22 protein-coding genes and 2 tRNA genes are annotated in these 24,203 nt (G+C 58.4%); 15 read left to right on the top strand and 9 right to left on the bottom strand.

Going from position 1 to position 24,203, the window contains the following annotated elements; translation table 11 throughout:
* Window positions 1-337: 337 nt before the first annotated feature.
* The 8 genes from ACRQEG_RS02620 to rpmH form a co-directional block, all read right to left on the bottom strand.
* Window positions 338-1,648, bottom strand: coding sequence for a ParB/RepB/Spo0J family partition protein (locus ACRQEG_RS02620; RefSeq protein ID WP_320757402.1), 1,311 nt, complete (start codon window positions 1,646-1,648; stop codon window positions 338-340).
* A 12-nt stretch (window positions 1,649-1,660) separates the two neighbouring features.
* Window positions 1,661-2,602 (bottom strand): ParA family protein, encoded by a 942-nt coding sequence (locus ACRQEG_RS02615; protein ID WP_320757401.1) that lies wholly within the window; start codon window positions 2,600-2,602, stop codon window positions 1,661-1,663.
* Window positions 2,603-2,798: 196 nt separating this feature from the next.
* Window positions 2,799-3,449, bottom strand: coding sequence for a 16S rRNA (guanine(527)-N(7))-methyltransferase RsmG (gene rsmG / locus ACRQEG_RS02610; protein WP_320757400.1), 651 nt, complete (start codon window positions 3,447-3,449; stop codon window positions 2,799-2,801).
* Between the two features lie 21 nt (window positions 3,450-3,470).
* Complete coding sequence (locus ACRQEG_RS02605) at window positions 3,471-3,971, bottom strand: Jag family protein (protein ID WP_016442050.1); 501 nt, start codon at window positions 3,969-3,971, stop codon at window positions 3,471-3,473.
* A gap of 112 nt (window positions 3,972-4,083) precedes the next feature.
* Complete coding sequence (gene yidC / locus ACRQEG_RS02600) at window positions 4,084-5,211, bottom strand: membrane protein insertase YidC (protein WP_320757399.1); 1,128 nt, start codon at window positions 5,209-5,211, stop codon at window positions 4,084-4,086.
* 11 nt (window positions 5,212-5,222) lie between these two features.
* Window positions 5,223-5,549 (bottom strand): membrane protein insertion efficiency factor YidD, encoded by a 327-nt coding sequence (gene yidD / locus ACRQEG_RS02595; RefSeq protein WP_320757445.1) that lies wholly within the window; start codon window positions 5,547-5,549, stop codon window positions 5,223-5,225.
* A gap of 47 nt (window positions 5,550-5,596) precedes the next feature.
* A complete protein-coding gene (rnpA, locus tag ACRQEG_RS02590) occupies window positions 5,597-5,971 on the bottom strand; it encodes a ribonuclease P protein component (RefSeq protein ID WP_410374591.1) in 375 nt (124 codons plus the stop codon).
* The gene (gene rpmH / locus ACRQEG_RS02585; protein ID WP_039898524.1) at window positions 5,972-6,112 is read right to left on the bottom strand and encodes a 50S ribosomal protein L34; all 141 of its coding nucleotides are present in this window, start codon (window positions 6,110-6,112) and stop codon (window positions 5,972-5,974) included. It lies immediately after the preceding gene.
* Between the two features lie 482 nt (window positions 6,113-6,594).
* On the opposite strand from rpmH, the gene dnaA reads away from it, so the two are divergent.
* The 4 genes from dnaA to ACRQEG_RS02565 all read left to right on the top strand — a co-directional run bounded on the left by dnaA (window position 6,595) and on the right by ACRQEG_RS02565 (window position 11,782).
* The gene (dnaA, locus tag ACRQEG_RS02580) at window positions 6,595-8,238 is read left to right on the top strand and encodes a chromosomal replication initiator protein DnaA (RefSeq protein WP_435733771.1); all 1,644 of its coding nucleotides are present in this window, start codon (window positions 6,595-6,597) and stop codon (window positions 8,236-8,238) included.
* 557 nt (window positions 8,239-8,795) lie between these two features.
* A complete protein-coding gene (dnaN, locus tag ACRQEG_RS02575) occupies window positions 8,796-9,926 on the top strand; it encodes a DNA polymerase III subunit beta (RefSeq protein ID WP_016442054.1) in 1,131 nt (376 codons plus the stop codon).
* A gap of 13 nt (window positions 9,927-9,939) precedes the next feature.
* On the top strand, window positions 9,940-11,202 hold the full coding sequence (gene recF, locus ACRQEG_RS02570) for a DNA replication/repair protein RecF (protein ID WP_320757398.1): 1,263 nt from the start codon (window positions 9,940-9,942) through the stop codon (window positions 11,200-11,202).
* Window positions 11,192-11,782, top strand: a complete 591-nt coding sequence (locus ACRQEG_RS02565; RefSeq protein ID WP_284901286.1) for a DciA family protein — start codon at window positions 11,192-11,194, stop codon at window positions 11,780-11,782. The genes recF and ACRQEG_RS02565 overlap by 11 nt, the downstream gene beginning before the upstream one ends.
* A 19-nt stretch (window positions 11,783-11,801) precedes the next feature.
* On the opposite strand, the gene ACRQEG_RS02560 is transcribed toward ACRQEG_RS02565, so the two are convergent.
* Entirely contained in the window at window positions 11,802-12,173 is a 372-nt protein-coding gene (locus tag ACRQEG_RS02560) for a metallopeptidase family protein (RefSeq protein WP_231366691.1), read from the bottom strand.
* A 148-nt stretch (window positions 12,174-12,321) separates the two neighbouring features.
* Between ACRQEG_RS02560 and gyrB the strand changes: the two genes are divergently transcribed.
* The 11 genes from gyrB to ACRQEG_RS02505 all read left to right on the top strand — a co-directional run bounded on the left by gyrB (window position 12,322) and on the right by ACRQEG_RS02505 (window position 24,103).
* Complete coding sequence (gene gyrB, locus ACRQEG_RS02555) at window positions 12,322-14,403, top strand: DNA topoisomerase (ATP-hydrolyzing) subunit B (protein WP_284901285.1); 2,082 nt, start codon at window positions 12,322-12,324, stop codon at window positions 14,401-14,403.
* Between the two features lie 14 nt (window positions 14,404-14,417).
* A complete protein-coding gene (gene gyrA, locus ACRQEG_RS02550) occupies window positions 14,418-17,036 on the top strand; it encodes a DNA gyrase subunit A (protein WP_320757397.1) in 2,619 nt (872 codons plus the stop codon).
* Window position 17,037: 1 nt separating this feature from the next.
* Entirely contained in the window at window positions 17,038-17,697 is a 660-nt protein-coding gene (locus tag ACRQEG_RS02545; RefSeq protein WP_435730772.1) for a DUF3566 domain-containing protein, read from the top strand.
* A complete protein-coding gene (locus ACRQEG_RS02540; RefSeq protein ID WP_435733770.1) occupies window positions 17,690-18,379 on the top strand; it encodes a YczE/YyaS/YitT family protein in 690 nt (229 codons plus the stop codon). Before ACRQEG_RS02545 ends, ACRQEG_RS02540 begins: the two co-directional genes overlap by 8 nt.
* Window positions 18,380-18,628: 249 nt before the next feature.
* Window positions 18,629-18,702 (top strand) — tRNA-Ile (locus tag ACRQEG_RS02535).
* Window positions 18,703-18,844: 142 nt separating this feature from the next.
* Window positions 18,845-18,920: transfer RNA gene (locus tag ACRQEG_RS02530), tRNA-Ala, on the top strand.
* 556 nt (window positions 18,921-19,476) lie between these two features.
* Window positions 19,477-20,721 carry an ATP-binding protein gene (locus tag ACRQEG_RS02525; RefSeq protein ID WP_320757910.1) on the top strand — a complete coding sequence of 415 codons (1,245 nt, stop codon included), beginning with the start codon at window positions 19,477-19,479 and terminating at the stop codon, window positions 20,719-20,721.
* A 281-nt stretch (window positions 20,722-21,002) separates the two neighbouring features.
* Window positions 21,003-21,770 carry a GntR family transcriptional regulator gene (locus tag ACRQEG_RS02520; RefSeq protein WP_320757911.1) on the top strand — a complete coding sequence of 256 codons (768 nt, stop codon included), beginning with the start codon at window positions 21,003-21,005 and terminating at the stop codon, window positions 21,768-21,770.
* A gap of 82 nt (window positions 21,771-21,852) precedes the next feature.
* Window positions 21,853-22,821 (top strand): ribokinase, encoded by a 969-nt coding sequence (locus ACRQEG_RS02515; RefSeq protein ID WP_435733769.1) that lies wholly within the window; start codon window positions 21,853-21,855, stop codon window positions 22,819-22,821.
* A 23-nt stretch (window positions 22,822-22,844) separates the two neighbouring features.
* Window positions 22,845-23,549: a deoxyribose-phosphate aldolase gene (deoC, locus tag ACRQEG_RS02510; protein ID WP_320757913.1), complete on the top strand. Its 705-nt coding sequence runs from the start codon at window positions 22,845-22,847 to the stop codon at window positions 23,547-23,549.
* Between the two features lie 8 nt (window positions 23,550-23,557).
* Complete coding sequence (locus ACRQEG_RS02505; protein WP_435733768.1) at window positions 23,558-24,103, top strand: nucleoside hydrolase; 546 nt, start codon at window positions 23,558-23,560, stop codon at window positions 24,101-24,103.
* The last annotated feature ends 100 nt before the right edge of the window (window positions 24,104-24,203 follow it).

The raw sequence follows: 24,203 nt of genomic DNA, 5'->3' as shown, positions 1-24,203 counted from the left end.
TAAACGGTCTAGCCATACACATCTGGACTTCTTTCCAACCGTTGAAACTAGCCTATTTTTATACCGCCGTTCTGAAACAGCTTTCGACAGTTGATTGTGGGCTACTTTCTTACCGTCACTAACACCTAGCTTACCTTTGACACATATGTTTCACGTGAAACATTCGAGAGCGGCCTTCTCCCGCCTCCGTATTCGCGGTTGAGCTACTTCTCAACCATTATTCACAGTATCTGCACTATATAAAACCCCGACGAAATAACGAAACGGGGCAATGTTTCACGTGAAACACTGCCCCGCAACACGAAGGACCAACGATCTACTACTAACTATCTTCCCCTTAGGGAATCTCTACGCCTGTAACATCCGGTGCGAGCACGCTCAGAATGCGATTGAGATCCTCGAGTGAACCGAAGTCGATGCGCATAGTTCCCTTTGTACGGCCCATATCCACTTTGACGCGAGTATTGAGCCGGTCTCCGAGTTGCGTTGCTACCGAACTCAGTTCGTTTTCATAACGCTTGACCCGGACTCGACGCACGGAAGCCTGGGTGGACTCATCCCCAAGTGCAACGATCTCTTCAACCGCCCGAACAGACAATCCTTCTGCCACAATCCGCTGCGCGAGATGTTCCATCGCCCCTGCGTCCGCAAGACCGAGAAGCGCACGCGCGTGCCCAGATGAGAGCACACCCGCTGCCACTCTACGCTGCACCAAAGCGGGGAGCTTCAGAAGTCGTAGCGTATTGGTGATCTGTGGCCGTGAGCGTGCAATCCTCTTCGCAAGCTCATCTTGGGTGCATTGGAAGTCCTCGAGTAGTTGCTGATACGCAGCTGCTTCTTCCAGGGGATTAAGATCCGCGCGATGTAAATTCTCCAGAAGTGCATCGCGGAGCAGGTCTTCATCGGAGGTGCGCCGAATAATTGCCGGAATATGAGTCAAACCAGCCCGCTGGGTTGCTCGCCAGCGCCGCTCGCCCATGATGAGTTCGTAACGTGCCTCGGGGTGATCTTCCACAGGCTTACGGAGCGGACGAATAACAATAGGTTGGAGAACTCCCACTTCCTTAATTGACTGTGAGAGTTCCTCTAAATCGTCATCGTCGAAATTGGTACGGGGCTGGGCCCGATTGGGGATAATGACACTCACGTCGATCTCGCCGTAGGTGGCACCCGGAACTGCAACAAGATCATCGTCCGATGTTTCACGTGAAACATTGCTGGCCTTAACACCTGCCCCTGCGGTTTCGACACCTTCCACAGTTCCCACAGCTTGCGCGGTTGCTAGATCCTTTGATTCTGCAACAACGCTCTTGGCTTCGACCGCTCCGTTAATGACCTCAGATTTCTTGCCGGACACCTTCTTTTTAGGCGCAGCGGCCGACAGCTTCGAAGCCGTACGCTGCGAACCGCCCAATGTTTCACGTGAAACATTTTCGCTTACCGGACCATATCCAAGGTCGAGGGGATTAGCATCATCCTGCTGATGATCTTCGTACTGCCGTGAGCCCGCAGCTTCCGGCGACCCCGAGTCCTTCTTCTTCACCGTACCGAAAAAGATATCGATAGGGCTCTCGGTATTCTCTGCCTGTTCCGGTGGAATAAGGGCCCCGAGTCCACTACCTAAACCACGCCGTTTGCGAGTTGCCACGATGGCTCCTAACTATGAGAGAGCTGAAAATTCTTTTGCTGCTGCAAGATACGCAATAGCCGCCCGATTCCGGGGATCATGGGTGAGCACACTCTTCCCGAAAGACGGCGCTTCCGCAGCGGCCACTGATCGAGGAATCTCCGTATGAAGTACCCGATCACCGAAGTGTGAACGCACTTCCTCCGATACATCTTTCGCGAGATTTGTACGGGTATCCACCATCGTCACAATAAAAGCAGAGATATGCAGCTTTTCATTCCGGGACGAGCGCACGTCTTCAACCGTCTGTACCAATTGCGCCACACCCTGCAGGGCATAAAACTCCGCCTGAATCGGGACCAGAACCTCATCAGCAGCCACCAGCGCACTCACCGGCAACAGCGCCATACTCGGCGGGCAATCAATAAAGACGAAGTCAAAAGCTTTGCCCTGCGCTGCGAAACTAGCTACCGTTTCCCGAATTGCGTCCCGCAAAATAGAATAACGCCCCGGCACCTGACCTAATTCAAAATCAACAGCCGCCAAGGTGATGCTCGAGGGTGCCACGTAGAGATTCGGAATATCCTCGAGCTGAATAAGAACATCCTCCAGCCGCGCTTCGCCCTTAAAAACTTCGTAAACGTCAGTGCGTTCTTCCCGTGGGCTAATACCCAAGCCGGTCGAAGCATTCCCCTGCGCATCCGCATCAACCAGCAAGACCCGCATACCATTAAGAGCGAGGGCAGCCGCCATATTCACAGCAGTGGTGGTTTTACCGACACCACCCTTTTGATTCGTCACCGCAACAACGCGAGTGTGCTCCGGCTTCTGGAACTTACTCGCTTTTACCTTCTTGAGGCGCTTAAAATCCTCCCGAAGTTCGCGGGCAATCGGAGTGTCCCGATCCTGTGGTGCAGGCGAAGGTGCCGAACTCGGCGCAGCACGACGTCCAACTTTTTTGCGGGGATCACTCATAAATAACGCCCTCCTTACTTCAGAATATTCTAGCCGGTATTAGGGCGTCTCTGTGCCGCCGTCATCTGCGTCACGTACGTTATCCACAACAACTACATACCACGAACATATGTTCGATACACCCGGCGAAACCGACACGCGTTCCCCTCGTTACTTGGCCACACGCCTAAGTGGTGAAGCGCGCTACCGTAGCTACCTACGACGCCTTTTTAACCACTTCTACTACCCGAGTAGCCTCGTCCGTCCCGAAGGGAACTACCGCATGAACCGCAACGTCCACAGCTCCGTAACGCTGCAATTGCGCTGCGGCGTCGTCAATTTCCTGGGCAGCACGCTCGCCCTTGAGGGCCACCAAACGGCCTCCCGGTTTAACCAGCGGCATCGTCCACGGCAGTAGTTTTTTGAGAGCCGCCACCGCCCGGGCAGTCACGATATCCGCAGTGAAACGGCCTTTGAGCTGTTCAGCACGGGCGGTCCGCACCTTCACGTTCCGCAAACCTAATTCGCTCACCACGTAGCGTAGCCATTCGGTTCGCCGCTCCATAGATTCGATGAGGGTCACGGTGACATCTGGACGCACAATTGCCAGCACAATTCCGGGGAAACCAGCCCCCGAACCCACATCACCCACCGTAGCATTCGCGGGGATGAATTCCTCAATAGCTAGCGAATTGAGAAGGTGCCGGGACCATAAGCGGCCGAGTTCGCGCGGGCCCACCAGCCCGCGTACCTCGCCTTCCTCTTCGAGTAGGCGCGCAAAATGAAGCAAGGTTCCCCATGTCGCCGTGCCGAAATAGTCAGCTCCGGCGGCAGGAGGAACCTCGATCATCGGATGTTCTTCCGCCATATATGCGTATTAATCCTCGCCTTAATCCTCATCCGCGGGCTTGATAACCACGTGACGCCCCGCGCCTACACCCTCGGAATCGGAAACAAGTCCGGCAGCGGCAGCAGCATCGTGCACCACCTTGCGTTCAAAAGGATTCATGGGATCCAGCTCAATCTCATCGCCGGTTTCCTGTACCTCGCGGATGGCTTCCGCAGCGATTTCCTCGATCTTGGCGCGCCGCTCATCGCGGTACCCCGCGATATCCAACATGAGGCGCGAGCGTTCCCCGGTCTTTTCCTGAACCGCGAGACGGGTCAAATCCTGGAGTGCATTAAGAGTGGCACCGTGCCGGCCCACCAGGCGGCGCAGCCGCTCATCAGCTTCCCCCTCGGTGACAATGGCGATTGTGGCACGATCTTCGTCAATCGAGATATCAATATCGCCGTCGAGATCAGCAATATCCAGCAGTTCTTCGAGGTAATCAGCCGCAATATCGCCTTCGCGATCGAGCTTCTTAATATCCTCAGACGTTTCGCTCATTCTTTCTCCTGGTATCCGGGGGATCCCCTTCTGGGGCTGCCAAGATTTTGCGCAACCCGTCCGTTCCTTTTCTTTGACTAAGTTTAGCTTGTTCTACGCCGGTAGCCGGGTGTTATTTCCCGCGGTTTTTCTTATTCTTCTTGGCGCGGGCCCGAGCCCGTTCGGCCTGGCGGCGTTCGTAGCGCTTGCGGGCGCGTTCTTCATCCGTCAAACCATCTTTACCGACGGCAGGCTTATCGTCATCATCCTCATCCTCCGGACGCGGCATATAAGCATCCGGACTCAGCCCGGCCTTCTTCGCGCGTTCTTTGCTCATCGGCTGGTAGCGCTGGCCGCCCTTCTGCTCCTCAGCTTCCAATTCGGCGATTTCCTCATCGGTAAGACCCTTGCGCTTACGCTTTTCCAGAATGCGCTTCTCGCGTTCGATATAAGCCCGCGAACCGGGAGTCGGGTTATGGCGGATGAACCAGCTCTGCTGGCACATATTCCAGAGGTTACCGGCACACCAGTAGATGAGCACACCCACCGGGAAGACCGCACCGGAGAAGACATAAATCAGCGGCATACCGTAGAGCATCATGCGCTGCATGCGCAGGGCCGCGTTATTCGGATCCTTCTGTTCCGGCATATTCTTCGTCATGAGCTGACGCTGCGTCCAGAACATACTGACGATCATGATGACAACAAGAACGACGGCGACAATCCGCACCTGGGTGGCATTAGCAAATTGACCTGCGGTCGAAATAGTGGCGGACATCGGAGCACCAAAGAAGGTGGTTTCTTCGAAATCCTGCGCAACCGACTGCGTAATCGGCCCGATGGGACCACGCTTACCCGTCGCAATGGAGGGGAAGTTAATAAGCACCCGATACAGCGAGAAGAGAATCGGCATCTGCACAAGCATGGGCCAGCACGATGCCATGGGGGAGGCCCCGTGTTTGCGGTAGAGCGCCTGCAGTTCTTCCTGCTGCCGCTGCATGGACACCTGGTCCCGCTTCCCCTTGTACTTCTTCTGCAGCTTCTGGATATCGGGTTGCAGCACCTGCATTGCCCGGGAAGCACGAATCTGCCGGTTATACAGCGGCAAGATGAGCAGACGAACCACAATGGTCAGGCCGATAATGGCGCATACCCAGGCCGGCCCAGCGCCCTGGTTCATACCCAGGAGTACGAGTCCTTCATGGATGCCGTACATCACCCACGAGACCGCCCACATAAACGGAGCGAGAATTGTATCCACTTAGTTTCTCCTCACGCTGCTGGACGACCCTCGTTGGGATTGTCCGTAGCGTTGTTCTTATCGTCTAACGCGTCTTCTTTGGCGTAAAGCTCGAGAAGCTCATCTTGGTCCAATGGTTTCTTTGGCCACTGACCCGGTGGTGGCACTCTATCTACGCCGCCCTTCGTCAATGGGTTGCACCGTAGCAAGCGCCACACGGTTAAAAGTGTACCTTTGCCGGTCCCGTGAATCTGTATGGCTTGTATCGCATAGGCCGAACAGCTCGGTGCATAGCGGCACCGCGGGGGACGCGCGGCTGAGATTGTGCGTTGGTACCAGCGCACCGCTCGTACCAGCATGCTTTCTTTGCGCCGTTCTTCCGCTTCTCCGTTGTCCCGCGCCGGCGTCATGGGGTGCTCACCAGCCGAGAACGGTGCGCGCGTGCCTTGGCGAGCGCTCGGTCCACATCGGCACCGAGTTGCGCACTGCTACTTCCCGCCGCGGCGGGAAAAGCGCGAACGACGACGAGATCGCCGTCGTCAAAAAAACTTAGGCGGGCACGCATGAGATGGCGCAGTTGCCGGTATACCCGATGCCGCACCACGGAATTTCCCACGGCTTTGGATACGACAAAACCGACCCGCACAGGGTGAGGGCCGGTTAGGGTCGATTCCGACTGGGAGCCGAGGATGACTTGGACGCGCCGCGCAGAGCCGCGCGTTCCGGAAAAGGCCGAGTCGAAATCCGCCGAACTCCGCATGCGGTGAACGGCTGGAAGCATTTACTGAGCCGAAATCTTGGCGCGACCCTTGCGACGGCGAGCTGCCAGAACAGCGCGACCCGCGCGGGTCGACATGCGCTTGCGGAAACCGTGTACCTTAGCGCGACGGCGATTATTCGGCTGGAAAGTCCGCTTAACCACGGTGATCCCCTCCACTAGATATTGACGGGCTTATCCACAAGCGGTGGCGGCCCTTCTTGACAAATAACGCGTGGCTGAACCACGCATGGACTAGATGACTTTACGCGAGATCGGGCCGATGAGTCAAAGGTTTTTAGCGCGCGGTGACCGTTATCTCAAGGATGATCACTGTGAGAAAACACGTACCGAAGCAATTTTTTCGACCTATACACATCTGTGGAAAAGATTGAGGATAGGTTTTTAAGGCTCCACAGCGCGCAAGTGACCTGTGAATAACAGGGATGTAATTTCCACAGGTGTGGAGAAGCCTGTGGATAACTTGTTAGCGTGTTGCGCGTCAATTCACCTACGATAGGCAGACAGATAGGGCATGGCCTCACCAGATAGTGTGAAACTTACAGTCGTGATCATCAACGGCGCTCGGATCACCTGGCTGCGAGGCTCGCCCCCTTTTTTCTTAGGAGAGTCCTCAGGAGGATGTCATGGCGGAGATGAACCCCGCGCGCGATGCTTGGCTGGCAGCCTTAGAATTGCTGCGCATGCAGGGTGACCTCTCCGATTCGCAATCCGCTTTTGTGCGCATGGCCAATCCACTCGCCACCGCCGAGGACATTTTCATGATCGTGGTGGGATCCGAGTTCGTGAAGAACTGGATCGAGGAGCACGTTGCCGATCTTATGACCGGGGCGCTATCCAATATTCTTGGCCACAACATTCGCTTGGTTATTTCCATTGATCCAAGCGTCAATGAATCCCCACTCCCGGCTGCGGAACGCCGCGAATCCCGCCCGGTAGAGACCGCTCCGGCTCCGCGCCGCGCGGAAACTCCCACTGCACTATCCCCGGATTCGGAGTGGAATCAGTCCGCTACCTATCGAGATTTCACCCGGGAGGAACCGGGGGGCTACCCGGAGTTTCCCGCCGAGCCGGTGGCCGCTGCTGCGCCGTCGGCCCTGAGTTCCCCGCGAGTAACCGCACCGGTCGAAAAAACTGAACCGACCTCCCTCGCAACTTTGGCAATGGCCTCCGGGGAAGAAAAAATTTACGGGAATTCTGCCGATCCTTCGTTTGCGGCGATGTCCACGGCCGCCGGGCTCAACCCGAAATACACTTTCGATAATTTTGTGATTGGGGATTCGAATCGTTTTCCGACCGCGACCTCGCTAGCGGTTTCCGAAGCACCCGGAACTACCTATAATCCACTTTTCCTCTATTCGGATTCCGGGATGGGGAAAACACATCTTATGCACGCGATCGGGAATTATGCGATTTCGCTCTACCCGAATATTCACGTGCGTTATATCAGCGCCGAAGAATTCACCAATGCTTTTATTAACGCGGTGCGCGACGGCCGGCAAAGCGAATTCAAGGATTCTTTCCGCAAAGTCGATATTTTGCTGATCGACGATATCCAATTCATTGGCGGGCGTGATACCACCGTGGAGGAGTTCTTCCACACCTTCAATGCTCTGACGAATTCCAATAAGCAGATTGTTATTACCTCCGATGTGGCCCCGAATCTACTCAATGGCTTCGAAGAGCGGATGCTTTCGCGTTTTAACTCCGGGGTGGTGGCCAGTATTGACCGCCCGAATCTGGAAACCCGTATCGCTATTCTGGAAAAGAAAGCGCATGTGGACGGTATTAGCGTGCCGCGCGAGGTGCATGAATATATCGCCACGCATATGACCACAAACGTGCGCGAAATGGAAGGCGCACTGCGGCGGGTCACCGCTTTCGCGGATCTGTCCAAGCAGCCGGTTTCGCTCACGCTATCCGAGATGGTTCTCAAGGATCTTATTACCAATCCGGATTCGGTGGATATTAAACCGAGCCTCATCATGGCGCAAACGGCGAATTACTTCTCCATCACCATTGATGATCTCACCAGCGCGGATCGTTCCCGGATTCCGGTGACCGCGCGGCAAATCGCCATGTACCTGTGCCGGGAAATGACGGATCTTTCCCTCCCCAAGATCGGTTCGCTCTTCGGCGGACGCGACCACACCACCGTCATGCACGCCTATCGCAAAATCGATAAGCAGATGGCCGAGCGGCAGACCACCTATAACCAGGTCTCCGAGCTTTCCGTGCGTATTAAGCAGGCCGCCAGCCAGGCGGAGTAACGCTGTAGCTCGCGTTTCGTCCGTGCGGCACGTTTAGTGCGGCACTTTGAATTCGGCACATGTAGTGCGACTAATGTAGTGCGACGACGCAGCTACCTGACGATCTGCGTCACATCATCTTTAATGCCAGCCTGAACCTTGCCCTGTTTCCTCACCCACATTACGTGCATGAAAGCTATCCACAGGTCTTGCGGATAAGCTGTGGACAGAAGCATAAATTTAGCGGATCGGCGAGATCTAGCGGTGGATAGCCACGTGAGGAAAGTGTCTCATCCCCCGAAAGCCCTCATTATCCACAATGCCGTCCACAGGCCCATCCACAAGCAGGATCCGCATGCTCACGCCGTTTCGAACACATTTCCACAGTGTCCACAGCACCTACTACTACCACTACCTATTAACACTCGCACGGACAACAACCGGTCGCCGAGGGCCTGTGCACCCGCCGCGGTAAACTACACCGTTGTAATTACAAAGCCGCTAAATTCTTTTCCTTCCGGGCCCTCCCTCGCGTAAAGTAGCTCTAGAAGTTCTTGTCATTGGGAGGAAGGTTCGCTGTGAAATTGCGGATTGAACACGATGTCTTCGCGGACGCCGTCTCGTGGACGGCACGCACTATCCCCACCCGCCCTTCGCTGCCCATCCTCTCCGGGATCAAAATTGAAGCCAAAGACACCGGTGTCGTTGCACTCTCCTCTTACGATCCTGATATTTCCTCCTACGCTGAAATTACCGGTGATGTAGAAGAAGCCGGAACTATTTTGGTGCACGGGCGTCTCCTGGCTGAATATGCCCGCGCACTCCCCAATAAGCCCATTGACCTCACTGTCGAAGGAACCAAACTTGATCTCCAATGCGGCTCTTCGCGCATGGTCATGACCTCGATGCCGCTGGAAGATTACCCGGCCGCTCCGCCCCTCGACGGGGTATCGGGCGTGGTTGATGGTGCGGCCTGGCAGCATGCGGTAGCCCAGGCTGTCACCGCCGCCTCCACCGATGACACCCTTCCGCTCCTCGTCTCGGTCTGCATTGAAATCAACGGTGAAAATATTGCCCTCATGGCAACTGACCGCTACCGCCTGGCCATCGCTAACCTCACCTGGGAACCGGAAGATCCGCAGATTTCCGCGCGAATCCTGGTACGGGCCAGTCGGCTTTCCGATATTGCGAAGTCCCTCGGCTCGGTTGGTAATGTGCGCATGACCCTGGATACCACCGGACGTACCGGCCTCATTGGTTTCCGGGCTGCGGACCGCCAGAACGTGGCTCGCCTTATCGACGGCGATTACCCGCAGGTTCGGGCTCTCTTCCCGGATACCGTCAATGGCTACGCGGTGATTGATCGCCTCATGTTGCTTGATGCCATTAAGCGTGCGCGGCTCGTCGTCGAAAAAAATAGCGCGGTGCGCCTGAGCTTTAGCGAAGGCAGCGTGGTATTGGACGCCGGTCAAAACGATTCGGCGCAAACCAGTGAAGCACTGCCGGCAACCCTCACCGGAGAAGACATTGCGATGGCTTTCAATCCGGCTTACCTGCAAGATGGCTTGACCGCGGTAGATACACCCTTCGTGCGTCTCTCCTTCACCAGCCCCACGAAACCTGCGGTTATTACCGGCCAACCCGAAGAAACCGGCTCCGATACGGATGAGTTCCGCCTCCTCCTCATGCCGATTCGCACCTATTCCTAAGGCGCGGGTGTGAGTGTACATCTCTGACTTAGCGCTGGCGGATTTTCGTAACTACCGGCGTGAAGTGGCTCGTTTCCGCCCCGGGGTGACTATCCTCGTGGGCGAGAACGGCCAGGGGAAAACCAATCTGGTGGAGGCTATCGCCTACCTCGCCACTCTCACCTCCCATCGAGTTTCTTCCGATAATGCCCTGATCCGCCAGGGTGCGACCGCTGGCGTGGTACAGGCCCGGGTGGTGCGTGGCGAATCACCAACCACCGCGGAAGTGGAAATTTATGCCGGGCGTGCTAACCGAGCCCGCCTCAATCGCGGTAATGTGCGCCCGATAGAAATTCTCGGAACGATCCGCGCGGTGCTCTTCGCACCCGAAGATCTCGCTCTTGTGCGCGGCGAACCTGCGGTACGGCGCGCTTTCCTGGACGACCTTATGGTGCAGCTCCGCCCGCGGCTCGCCTCGGTGAAAAGTGAATATGAACGGGTGATCCGTCAGCGTGCTGCCCTTCTGAAAACTGCGGGAGCCGCGCGCCGCCGCGGAAAAGCAGTGGATCACGCCGCTATTGATGTATGGGATGAACAGCTGGCCACCCTTGCCGCCCAGATCGTGGCTGCCCGCGCTGAATTGGTGGCGCGGCTACGCCCGTATGTCACGGATATGTACAACATTGTGTCCGGTAACCGCGGGCACGCCCGCCTCGATTACGCGGCGAATGCGTGGCGCGGTAGTTTCACTCTTCCCGATGCTGCCGCACTGTTAAACGACGACGCCGCCAGCTGCCAGGCCGTCACCGCCCAAGAAGAGGCGCTGCGGGATGTGGAAACCGCCCGGTCTCTGCTGCGTTCTCAGCTGGATGAACGCCGGGATCAAGAAATTGAGCGCGGCGTGAATTTGGTGGGTCCACACCGCGATGACCTGCGCTTATCTTTAGGAACCCTGCCGGCCAAAGGCTATGCCAGTCACGGGGAAAGCTGGAGTTACGCCCTCGCCTTGCGTCTGGCCTGCTGGAAGTTACTGAGCGAGGATGGCGAACCCATTCTCCTTCTCGACGATGTTTTTGCTGAACTTGATGCCCGGCGCCGGGAGCGCCTGGCTGAGCTGGTGGCGCAGGCTGACCAGGTGATTGTTACCGCCGCGGTGGGCGATGACCTGCCCGAAAGCCTGCGCGGGGATCGCCTCCATATTACGGCGGGCAGCATTACCGGGGAGCTTCGTGACGGTACGTTGACCGAAGAAGTGAACGGTAGCGCGGTAACCGAGGAGGTGCGCGATGGCGCGTGAGGCTGGAGATCTCTTCGCGCTCCACGCCTTGGATGCCGCTCGGGAAGCAGCTTTCCGGCGCGGGGATGTGCGTACCCGCCGCCCCGCCGCGGCACCCCGTTACATTGCGGCGAATAGCACGGGCGCAGCCGGAGAACCCGGCGTGGCGGATCGCATTGGTGATCCGGTGGCTAGCCCCGGCCCGGGTTGGGGTGATGTGGGATCCGGGGCCCGGCCCTCCTGGCGCGACCCGCATCCGGTTGGTGAACTCCTGGCTCGCACGATCCGCGACCGCGGCTGGCAAAGCCACCTCGATATCGCCTCCGTTTCCGCGCGGTGGGACGATATTGTGGGACCGAATGTGGCGCGGCACTGCCGTATTGAGGATTTTTCCGACGACGGCGTTCTCACCCTGCGCGCTTCCTCCACTTCGTGGAAAACCCAGATGCGCGCGCTCCTCGCCACCCTTTCCGGGCGGATTGCCGCTGAAATAGGGGAGGGGATTGTCAAAGACATTGTGATTCTGGGTCCGCATCGGCCCAGCTGGAAGCATGGGCCGCTCTCCGTTCCCGGGCGCGGGCCCCGGGATACTTACGGATAGCCCGGCGCACCGATGCTGGCTATTCCCAGCCCAGGGCATGCAGGGCGTCGTCGTCCAAACCGTAAAAATGCCCAACCTCGTGGATAATAGTGACCCCGATTTCCTCCACTAATTCTTCGCGAGTTTCGCACCAGCGCATAAGCGGGCCGCGGAAAATAAAGATGCGGTCGGGAAGTAAGCCGGCGTCATCCCCGCGCTCGGTGAGCGCTACCCCGTCGTAAAAACCGAGCACCGCGGGTAAGCCGTCCTCGTCGTAATCCTCCGGGCGGAGCATATCCGGCTCGGGTTCTTCTTCCACTAAAAACACCACATTGGGAAGGGAAGCAAGAAAAGCCTCGGGCAGCAGATCGATGGCATCGGCCACCGCCTCTTCGAATTCTTGCTCGGACATCTCCAGCACAGCGGTCCTCCGTCTCAGTTTCATAGCTGCTTATAGGCTAGAATAGACGAGGGACTCTCCAGCGTAGGTACCTACCAGAACGGCGGTTAACGCGGGAGAGGCCCATTTTTGAGAGTTAGCCTGAAGGAGTGTTCCGCGCGTGTCGGAAACAACGAGTCATCCCGAGCCGGAACAGCGCCCGGTTCAGCAGAGCCCTGCGCATCACGTCGGCGAAGTATCCCCCGATCAATCTTATGATGCATCGAATATTACCGTCCTCGAAGGCCTTGAGGCGGTGCGCAAACGCCCCGGTATGTATATCGGCTCTACCGGGGAGCGTGGTTTGCACCACCTGGTCTACGAAGTTGTGGATAATTCCGTTGACGAAGCGCTGGCCGGCTACGCGGATACCATCACGGTGACCCTGCGTGAGGATGGTGGGGTCCGCGTGGAAGATAACGGGCGCGGTATCCCCGTGGATATGCACCCCACCGAAGGGCGTCCCGCGGTGGAAGTGGTCATGACCGTGCTGCACGCCGGCGGTAAATTCGGCCAGGGCGGCTACGCGGTATCCGGTGGCCTCCACGGTGTGGGTGTGTCCGTGGTGAACGCACTATCTACCCGCATGGAAACTATTGTCAAGCGCGATGGTTATGTGTGGCGGATCGCCTATGAAAACGGGGTTCCCACCCGGGAACTGGAACGCGGGGAAGAAACCACCGAAACAGGAACTACCCAGACTTTCTGGGCCAATCCGGATATTTTCGAAACTACGGATTATGATTTCGAAACGCTGCGTAAGCGTTTCCACCAGATGGCTTTCCTCAATAAGAATTTGCGCATTAACCTCATTGATGAGCGCACCTCCGCCACCTCGGAAGGCGATGAAGTCACCGGGGTCGAAGGTGAAACCGCGGCGGAAGTTCCGGCCCGGCGCGAAGTGTCCTATTGCTATTCCGGCGGGTTGCTCGACTACGTCAAGTTCCTCAACTCGATGAAAAAGTCGGAGATCATCAATAACGACATCATCTACTTCGAAGCTGAAGATGATGAGAAACAGATCGAAGTGGAAGTGGCCATGCAGTGGACCTCGGCCTATTCCGAATCGGTCAATACCTTCGCCAATACGATTAACACCACCGAAGGTGGAATGCACGAAGAAGGTTTCCGCTCCGCACTCACCTCGGTGATTAATAAGTACGCGCGCGAACACGGGCTCCTCAAAGATAAGGACCCGAATCTTTCCGGTGATGATGTGCGTGAAGGCCTCACCGCGGTGATCTCCGTAAAACTGGGTAATCCCCAGTTCGAAGGCCAGACCAAAACCAAGCTCGGGAATACCGAAGCGCGCACCTTCGTGCAGCAGCAGATGTACACCCAGCTCAGTGATTGGCTTGATTCACACCCGGCGGATGCCAAAGAAATTATTCGCAAGGGTACCCAGGCTTTTGCCGCCCGCGCGGCCGCCCGCAAAGCCCGGGAAGCGACCCGCCGCAAATCTGTGCTGGAATCCGCCTCGATGCCAGGCAAGCTTAAGGATTGCACCTCGAATAAACCCGAAGAATGCGAAATCTTCATTGTGGAAGGTGATTCCGCCGGTGGTAGCGCCGTGAACGGGCGCGATCCGGAACACCAGGCGATTATGCCCATCCGCGGCAAGATCCTTAACGTGGAAAAGGCCCGCCTGGATCGGGCGCTTTCCTCGGATACTATCCAATCGCTTATCACCGCTTTCGGCACCGGTATCGGTGATGAATTCGATATTGATAAGCTGCGCTATCACAAGATCATTTTCATGGCGGATGCGGATGTGGACGGCTCGCATATTGCAACGCTCCTGCTCACTCTGGTGTACCGCTACATGCGTCCGCTTATCGAAGCTGGGCATGTTTTCCTGGCTATGCCCCCGCTCTACCGCATCAAATGGACGAATGCCCCGCATTCCTACGTGTTCTCGGATCGGGAACGCGATGATGTGCTCGAAGAAGGCAAAGACAAGGGTTGGCGGCTGCCCCGCGAAGAATCGCAGCGTATCCAGCGCTATAAGGGTCTGGGCGAAATGAACGCGGAAGAACTGTGGGATACCACCATGAATCCGGAATTCCGCACCCTCAAGCAGGTCTCCATCGGGGAGGCCGCCGCAACAGACGAAACCTTCAGTGTTCTCATGGGCGAAGATGTGGATTCTCGCCGCGGCTTCATTCAACGTAATGCGCACGACGTGCGCTTCCTCGATATCTAGGATTTGTCATCATTATGAGCGAAAGCGAAACGACGTCCACGTATAATCACGGCGCGATTATGGAGGTGGATCTCCAGCGCGAAATGGAGAGTTCCTACCTCGATTACGCCATGTCCGTTATTGTGGGCCGCGCGCTGCCGGACGTGCGCGATGGCCTCAAGCCCGTGCATCGGCGCGTTATCTACGCGATGTACGACGGCGGATACCGGCCCGATTCCTCCTTCTCCAAGTCAGCGAAAATCGTGGGCGATGTTATGGGGCACTACCACCCGCACGGTGATGCCGCCATTTACGACACCATGGTGCGCCTGGCCCAACCGTGGTCCATGCGCTACCCGCTGGTGTCCGGGCAGGGTAATTTCGGTACGTCCGGTGATCTGGGTGCGGCTGCCCCGCGGTACACGGAAGCGCGGATGGCTCCCCTCGCCTTGGAAATGGTACGGGATATCAAGGAAAATACGGTTGATTTCGAGCCGAATTACGATGGCTCGCTCATGGAACCGACCATCCTCACCTCCCGTTTCCCGAATCTCTTGGTAAACGGCTCCGAAGGTATCGCGGTGGGCATGGCCACCCGCATCCCACCGCATAACCTGCGCGAAGTGAATGACGGCGTGCAGTGGTACCTCGCCCACCCGGATACTTCCCGCGAAGAACTCCTGGGCGAGCTCATGCGCCGCATCAAGGGCCCGGATTTCCCCACCGGGGCAACGATCCTGGGGACTCGCGGTATCGAGGATGCTTACCGGACCGGGCGCGGGTCCATCACCCAGCGTGCGGTGGTGGAAGTGGATGAGATCGGCGGCCGCACCTGCCTGGTCATCACCGATCTGCCCTACCAGGTCAATCCGGATCGCTTGCTGGACAAAATGGTGGAGGGTATTAAGGATGGCCGCCTCCCGGGTATTGCTGATATCCGTGATGAAACTTCGGGGCGGGCCGGCCAGCGTATCGTCGTCGTTCTTAAACGCGACGCGGTACCGAAGGTGGTCCTCAATAATCTCTACAAGCACACGCAACTGCAAAATAATTTCCCGGCGAATATGTTGGCCCTGGTGGACGGGGTGCCGCGTACGCTTTCCCTCGATGGTTTCGTACGGCACTGGGTCGCGCACCAGATGGATGTGATCCGCCGGCGCACCGAATACCGCCTCAACGAAGCCCTCAAGCGCATGCATATCCTCGAGGGTTACCTCAAGGCTCTCGATGCTCTTGACGAAGTTATTGCGCTGATTCGTGCTTCGGCCACCGTGGATGTGGCTCGCACCGGCCTCATGGAGCTCCTCGATATTGATGAGGACCAGGCCAATGCGATTCTGGAAATGCAGCTGCGCCGCCTGGCCGCACTGGAACGCCAGAAGATCCTGGACGAATACGAAGAAAAGCGGGCCCTCGTGGAGGACTACCGCGGTATTTTGGCTTCGGAGGATCGCCAGCGTTCCATTATTTCTGAAGAGCTGCAGGCCATTACCGATAAGTACGGCGATGACCGGCGCACCACCATCCTCCCCTATGACGGGGAGATGAGCGTGGAAGACCTCATCCCCGAAGAAGACGTGGTGGTCACAGTCACGCGCTCGGGTTACGTCAAGCGCACCAAGGTGAGTGAATACCGCGCCCAGCATCGCGGCGGTAAGGGTATTCGCGGGGCTTCGCTGCGCGTAGACGACGTGGTCGATCATTTCGGGATTGCTTCTACCCACGATTGGCATTTGTTCTTCACGAACCTCGGGCGGGTCTACCGTCTCAAGGGTTACGAACTTCCCGAAGGTGGGCGTGACGCTAAGGGCCAGCACGTGGCGAATCTACTGGCCTTCCAGCCCGGCGAAACCATCGCGGCGGTGCGTTCGATTCGCAGTTACGACGACGCGAAGTATCTGGTACTCGCCACAAAGTCCGGGCTGGTGAAGAAGACCCCGCTCCAGGATTACGATTCCCCGCGCTCGGGCGGTTTGATTGCGATTAAGCTGCGCGAGCTGGCGGATGGGAGCAGCGACGAGGTGGTAGCCGCCTCCCTCGTGGATGATGCCGATGACCTGCTGCTCGTCTCCCGCCACGGGATGTCTTTGCGTTTCACGGCGAATGCGGAATCGCTGCGGCCGATGGGCCGGGCGGCTTCCGGGGTGACGGGCATGAAATTCCGCGGGGATGATTCGTTGCTGACCATGGACGTTGTACATGATGATTCCCAGGTTTTCGTGATGACGGAACAGGGCTTTGCCAAGCGGACCAGCGCGGATGAATACCGGGTGCAGGGGCGTGCCGGTATGGGTATTAAGGTGGCGAAGCTGACCGAAGCCCGCGGGGATCTGGTGGGCGCGCTCATGGTGTCCAGCGGTGACGAAGTGCTCGCTATTATGGAATCGGGCAAGGTGATGCGCGCCGCGGTTGATGAAGTGTCGCTCACCGGCCGCAACACCCAGGGCGTTACGTTCGTGCGGCCCGATAAGGGTGACAGAATTATTGCTGTCGCGCGTAATGCTGAGGTGGAGATAGAAGAAGATGAGGTCCCCGCCGCCGGCGAGCAGGCGGCAGCGGAGGAACCGGCTACCGAATCGGAATCGGCGGAACCTACGGCGGCTACGCAACCGGAGGAACCTACGGCACCGGCCGCGGAAACCTGGGAGAACTGAGATGACAGATACACAACACACTCCGGAACATCAGCCCGGCCGCGGGCGTGATGCCGCGGGATTGGAGGCAACCCGGGTGCGTGGCGCCATGCCGATGGCCGCGGAGGGCCACAGCGGTCCGGCCGTTGCTTCCGCACCTGCGCATTCGTCTCCGCGGTACGACGGCGCAGCTGGCGCCCCGCCCCGGGGCGCCAGCGGGTCAGCCGCCGGGGCGGGGCGCCCGGCTGCTACCGGGCAGCGGGCGAGCGCCTACCCGCGGGTATCCGCTCCGGAAGGTGCTGCTCCCGCGAAGCAAACCGTGGGCATCCGCCGGATTCGGATGACTATCGCCAAGGTGGAGCCGATGTCCGCCATGAAAATCGGCTTCCTGCTGTCCGTGGCGATTGGCATCATGATTGTCATCGCGATGATGCTTATCTGGTTCGTGCTGGACGGCATGCACGTGTTCTCCCAAATGTCGGATCTTTTTGACACCCTTGGCAATGAAGAATTGCTGCGGGTGGGTGAATACATGGAATTTGGCCGCTGGATGGCTTTCGCTGTGCTGGTGGGGATTATCCATATTGTGCTTCTGACCGCGCTCTCCGCGATCGCGGCACTTATCTACAATCTTTTCGCTGCTCTGGTGGGAGGACTGCGCCTGACAGTCACCGATGAGTAGGGCGCGCGTCCCGTGGTGGCTGTGGGTTATCCGCTACCTTGTGCTGGCCCTGGGCCTATTCATTATGGGCTTCGGTATCCAGCTGGCTATCGCTTCTGACCTGGGTACCTCCCCCATTTCTTCGCTCCCCTACGTGGTCTCGCGCATCACGCCGATCTCGGTGGGCACCCTGACCGGGTGTATGCACGTGGTGTTCATTGTTATCCAGGTGGCCTTGCTGCGCCGGGAATTTCCGCCGCTGGAATTTCTACAATTACCCATGGCTGTACTTATGGCCACGGGTATCGAAGCGGCTGGCGCGATCCTCGGTCAGATCACGTATTCGAGCTACCCGCAGCAGTGGCTGCTCTGCCTGGGCGGGGTGGCGGTGCTCGCGGTAGGAATCTGCGTGGAGGTGAGCTTCGGGGCGATTGTCAACGCCGGCGAAGGCGTGGTGATCGCAATCTACCGGAAAACAGTGCGCCGCTTCGGCGTGCATCGCTGGACTAATTTCGGCGCCATTAAGGTCTATAACGACGCCGCCCTGGTTGTTCTGGCCAGCGCATTGTCGCTCGCGATGCTCGGGGAGCTCGTGGGCGTGCGAGAAGGCACCCTCGCGGCTGCGGTGCTCACCGGCCCGGCCATCCGCTTGGTGACTCCCTGGATTGGGGTGCCGCTGCGCCGGCTGCTGCGGTTGGCTTAGTTACTGGCCACCAGCCACCCGCCCCTGCTGCGGCTGAGCTAGCCACGTGCCGGCCGGGCGCGCCGGCTTCGCCGGCGCCGGCGTCGTTGTAGAAAATGCGCGTGCGGGTGCGGGAAAACGCGCGAATGGGGGTGTGGGTTCCCGGGTGTGACAACAGTGTTTGAGCACGCCATCGGACCGGTGTGACGCGAACCGCAAGCAAAACGATTTGGAAACAGCGGCTCGCCGGTGTAAACTCATGTGGTCACCGGGCCTATAGCTCAGTTGGTTAGAGCGCAGTCCTGATAAGACTGAGGTCGATGGTTCGAGTCCATCTAGGCCCACGGTTACGAGGAGGCTTATGAAACGGGTTGGTTTCTTCCTCGGCTCACTTGCTGCTGGATGTTGTGCTGTCGCTGCCCTGGTGCACGTGATGGATGAGCATTCTCGTTGGCACCACGTTCCGGATCCCGCGCCGGAATCTTAGGGGCTATGGCGCAATTGGTAGCGCACCTGCTTTGCAAGCAGGGGGTTAGGGGTTCGAGTCCCCTTAGCTCCACCAGGTTTTCCTTTCATGCTTGGCCTTTAGGCCGCCAGCAAAATGTGCGTGGGTGACAGTTTTCAGCGGGTTTTATGTTCCTGATGTACATTTTGCGGCTCGTCAGGTCCGAAATGTACATTCTGTGAAGCCGGAAGACCAAGCCAGAGGCCTATTCGGGATAAACGTAACCCCGGCGATTCAGCCGAGGCTGGTGATCGTTTCGGGGTCTTCGCGAGTAATCCTACGGGAAATTCGAAACGCTTTGGCCCAGCGTATTGGCGTGCGCCTGAATTGACTCAAGTTCCCAAGGTTCGAAGCGGATGTCCACCGTGGATGTGTTCATAACTTACCTCTCCTACAACGTTGTGAAGCAAGTGCTAAGGTCGCTATATCCAAGGATATCTTCAATGGGATCGCCCGCGCTCCACAAACTGACGACTGAAATCCCCACAAACTGACGACTCGATTTCCGATAAACTGACGACTGTATGGTCCATAAACTGACGACTGTATGGTCCATAAACTGACGACTCCGCCCTAAAAGCGCGAAATATCAGGGAAAATGAAAGCGGGCGATATGGCTCAGGAAAGTGTCTCTTACCGGCCCAGGCTGGCCGATAGCGAGCTGGAGGACGCCCTTGCGCGCGCCGGTGGTGTGCTCGTGACCGGGCCTAAGGGTTGCGGGAAAACGGAGACGGCCCGCCGGTATGCCAAGAGTGCGATCCAGGCGGATATCGATCCGCAGCTCGAACAGCAATTAGCGGTGCTCCCGCAGCTTGTCCTCGAGGGCGATACCCCGCGGCTTGTGGACGAATGGCAGGTTTACCCGGTGCTATGGGATCTCGCCCGGCATGAAATTGATCGGCGCCACCGCCCGGGCCAGTTCATTTTTACTGGTTCCACCGCTCCCGGCGAGGGCGCCGCCCGCCATAGCGGTGCGGGGCGGTTCGCGCGCCTCGTGATGGGAACTATGACCTTCGCGGAAACCGGGCACAGTGACAGCGCCGTCTCCCTGCGTGAGCTCGCGCAATTACCGCCCGGAGCTGCGATAACTCCGGCCTCCTCCTCCCTCACCGTTCCGGATATCGCCCAGCGCATCGCGCACGGGGGCTGGCCGGGCAACCTCGAGCTCAGCACGGAACAAGCTCGTGCTAATAATCGTGATTATCTGGAGACTGTCTGCGCCGTCGACATTAGAATTCCGGACAATACATATCGTGACCCGCAGCGCGTCGCGGCTCTCCTCACCTCCCTCGCGCGCGGAACCGCAACGGAAATGTCCGTCAGCGCCCTGGCGCGCGATACCGGCCTGGCGCGCGATTCGGTGCGTGACTACCTCGATTCTTTGCAGCGTATTTTTATTACGACGCCGCAGCCAGCCTGGCGCGCGCATCTTCGCTCCGCAGCGCCGCTCCGAGAAGCGCCCAAGCATCACCTGGCCGATCCGGCGCTTGCCGTCGCCGCATTGCACGCAAGCGAGCGCGAACTCCTGGACGACCTGGAGTTTTTCGGGCAGCTTTTCGAATCCCAGGTTGTGCACGATCTGCGCTACCTGGCTCGTACCGATATTTATCACGGCCGCGGCGCTGACGGGCTGGAAGTGGATGGCATCCTGGACGTTGGTGGGCGTACGGCGCTGGTAGAAGTAAAACTCGGCTCGGTTCCGAGCATTATTGATGGAGCAGCCGCGAATTTACAGCGGTTCGCGCGGCGGTATGTGAAAAGCACCGATCCGCTCCTCGTGGTGGTGACCGGATCGGGCCTCAGTTACACCCGTCCCGATGGCGTGCACGTGGTGGCCTTCGGAAACCTCGGCGCGTGAAGGCGGCGACGGGAATGTACTGCGTTTGTGGTACATACGCGGTACAGCTCGGAAAGAATATACCGTCTCCGGCGCCGCCCGCGCCTCGCGTTCCGAATCCGCTCGCACCCGCGCCTCGCACCCGCGCCTCACGCCCCGGCGCACTCCCGCCCGCCAGCCCACCATCAGGTACTTTCCAGCGCCCTCCCAGGCCGCGCGGTACCCTAGAGATGCCGGGCAAAGCAGCCCGGATCCGAACATAGAGCCGAACATAGACGTCCAGGAAGCGATGGTGAGGAACCATGCACACCGAGTCCCCGGGCCTTGACCGCAATGCCCCCACTCCGATTTTTCGGCAGCTCGCCACCTGGATGCGTGAACAAGTGAGTACCGGTGCGTGGCGGCGCGGTGACCAGCTTCCCATGGAAATCACCCTCGCCGAACAGCTCAATGTGGCCCGGGGGACCCTGCGTAAAGCCGTGGACCAGCTCATCGACGAAGGCCTGCTGGTGCGGGTGCGTGGGCGCGGCACGTTCATCGCCCACGATATTGTGCGCTCGCCGCTCACCTCCTCCCTCACCACCCTCGCCGAAGAACTTGAGCAGCGCGGCATTGACTACACCACCCGGGTGCTCGCCCAGGAAGTCATTCCTGCCCCGCCGCCGATTGCGGCTGCGCTGGGAGTTGATGGCAGCATTTTCCACCTGCGCCGCATGCGCGGCGATGCCGAAGGCTCCATCACGCTCCTTGATAATTGGGTGGTTCTCCCCCCGCTGTGCGCGGAACGTGCCATCCTCGTCAAGCAGGATTACGCGGAAAATTCCCTCTTCGGCACTCTGGAAAATGGTCTCGGCATCGCCCTCTCGCACGGCAGCCGCACCATTTCGGCCACCGGGGCGGATCGCAATCTTGCGCGTATCCTCGGAATTCCGCACGGTTTCCCGCTTATCGATATGAAGCAAGTAACCTACGACGCCTCCGACCGTCCGGTAGAAACTTCGCGGATCTGGATTCGCCCGGATCGCCTGCGGATTCACTCCATCGTGCACCGCACCCCGCTACCGGTCTAAACTTGTCCACTAGCTGTACCTACTTGTATATGCTTGTTCACACTGCTACCCTCGCCTTAACGCACGAGTTCGAGGGGGAGCAATGCGAATACTTGTTGTCGGCGGCTACGGCGTCGGCCTGTCGTTTTTCACCGCGCGCCCGCCCGCGGATGGAGAAACCATTTCCGGGGCGCGCTTCAGCCAGGAACACGGCGGCAAAGCATCGAACCAGGCAGTCGGGGTAGCTCGGCTAGGTATCCCGGTCAGCTTACTCACCGCTGTCGGTTCGGATTGGTACGCGCACGCCGCACGTGAGATGTGGGCGGCCGAGGGTGTGGACGCCTCCGCCGTCGTTACCAAAGAAGGCGTGACTATGGTTGGTGCGATTATTACGGATGCCACCGGAGAAAATCGGATTATTCTAGCCAACGGGGTCTTAGACCAGCTCAGCCCGGCGGATATCGGCGCGCATGCCGCGATTTTCGAGAGTGTGGACACCGTTCTCATCTCCTGCGAAATTCCCGCGGCCAGCGTGGCCCGGGCCATCACCTTTGGGCGCGCGGCCGGAGCGCGCGTCATCCTCAACCCGGCTCCGGTGCCGCGCCTACCCGAACATGTGTTGCGGCAGGTCGATGTCATCACGCCGAACGAAACGGAAGCGGTTGCGCTTTTGCAGATGTTGGGGAACGCCGCCGCCGCTCCTGCGCTCGCTGCCCTCCCACCCCAAGAGAAAGCTGCGCGTATCGCCCGAGCTCTGGAGTGCACCGTGGTGCTCACTCACGGAGCAGCGGGTTGCTATGTGTGCGAAAGCGGGGGCAGGGCGGAGAAAATTTCAGCTGAGAAGCCGCGCGCTGTTGTGGATACCACCGGGGCGGGGGATGCCACGAATGCGGCACTCGCGGCGGCGGCGACCTGCGGGGCCGGACCGGTGGAGGCGGCTCGCTTCGCGAATTGCGCCGGCGCACTTACCGTAGAAAAAGAAGGAGTGCTGCCGGGTATACCCAGCATTGATGATCTTCATACCCGCTTCGGTGCCGAACGCTGCGCCGTCGTACTTCCACGAAACTCATAACAATCCGAACGGAAGGATAAATAATGGAAAAAACTACGCGTATCGCGCCGGAAAATATTACGAACCCGCGCGATTTAGCTCCGTATATCCAACATACCCTCATTAAGACCGGAACCACGCGGGCCGAATCGATCCGCCACGCCGAGCAGGCCATCGAATATGGATTCAACGCGGCTATGGTCGCTGGATCTCAGGTGCCTATTACCGCGAAGGTTTTGGAAGGAACCGGGATTGAAGTGGCATCCGCTCTTGATTTTCCGACTACCGGGGTGATGACTTTGGCCGGGAAAGCCGCGGAAGCCGAAGCTTTGGTGAAGGCCGGCGCTACCCAGATTGATATCGGGGTGCAGATCGGATGGCTTAAAGACGGCGAATATGACAAGTTCCGCGAGGATATTGCCGGCGTCGTCGCCGCGGGTGTGCCCGTTAAGGTGATGCTCGAACTGCCGCTCCTCACCGAGGACGAACGCCGCGCCGCGGTGGAACTTTCCGTGGAAGCTGGTGTGAAGTATCTCAAAAATGCGTCGTCCGGTTCGGTAGAAAAGGCGAGCGTCGCATCCATTAAGTTCTTGAAAAGCCTGGCACCCGCGGGCGTTCTCATCAAGGGATCAGGTGGTATCTCCACCTTTGACCATGCACTATCTTTGATCCGGGCCGGAGCGGCCCTGGTGGGATCGTCGAACTCGGTCGCCATCGTGACCGGGGAAAACGGCCACGAGAGTTACTAGGAGCACTCATGACGAAGGTACCTTTTATCCTCGATACTGATACCGCGCAGGATGATTGCGTGGCGATTCTTTTCGGCCTTCTCGATGAGCGGGCTGATTTGCGGGCCATTACCATGGTGGCCGGAAATGTTGGTTTTGAGCGGCAGATCAAAAATGCGCAGATGACGCTTAATGCTGCTGGTAAGCTCGGCGAAGTTCCCATTCACGTGGGTTGCTCGCAGCCGATGCTACGCGAGTGGGTGTCCGCGGAGGACGTGCACGGTGACGGCACCGGCGGCTTGAGTATTGATTTTACGACGACGCACGTCGAGGATGAGCACGCTGTTGACGCTCTTCTTCGTATTACCGCTGCCCAACCGGGTGAGGTGAGCGTGGTAGCGATCGGGCCGCTGACGAATATCGCGACCGCGGTAGTCAAGGACCGCACTTTTGTAAAGAACGTCAAGAGCCTCTACATTATGGGTGGATCTAAGGCCTATAGGACACTTGGTGTTGGTTTTATCCGGACTTTTCGGCTTGCTAGCGGGCTAAAGTCGGGTTCAAACTCGGTTTGACTCGAGTTTTTGGATGGACAAAAGGGGGTGCGGACGGTTTCCTAGAGATTTTTAAGGAGAACGTTCAATGAGTAAGCGTACGTATACGAGCGAGCAGATC

It is taken from the genome of Actinotignum stranguriae (genome assembly GCF_051265215.1).
In the GTDB taxonomy this organism is placed as follows: domain Bacteria; phylum Actinomycetota; class Actinomycetes; order Actinomycetales; family Actinomycetaceae; genus Actinotignum; species Actinotignum schaalii_C.
This window is presented reverse-complemented; position numbering and strand designations above follow the sequence as displayed.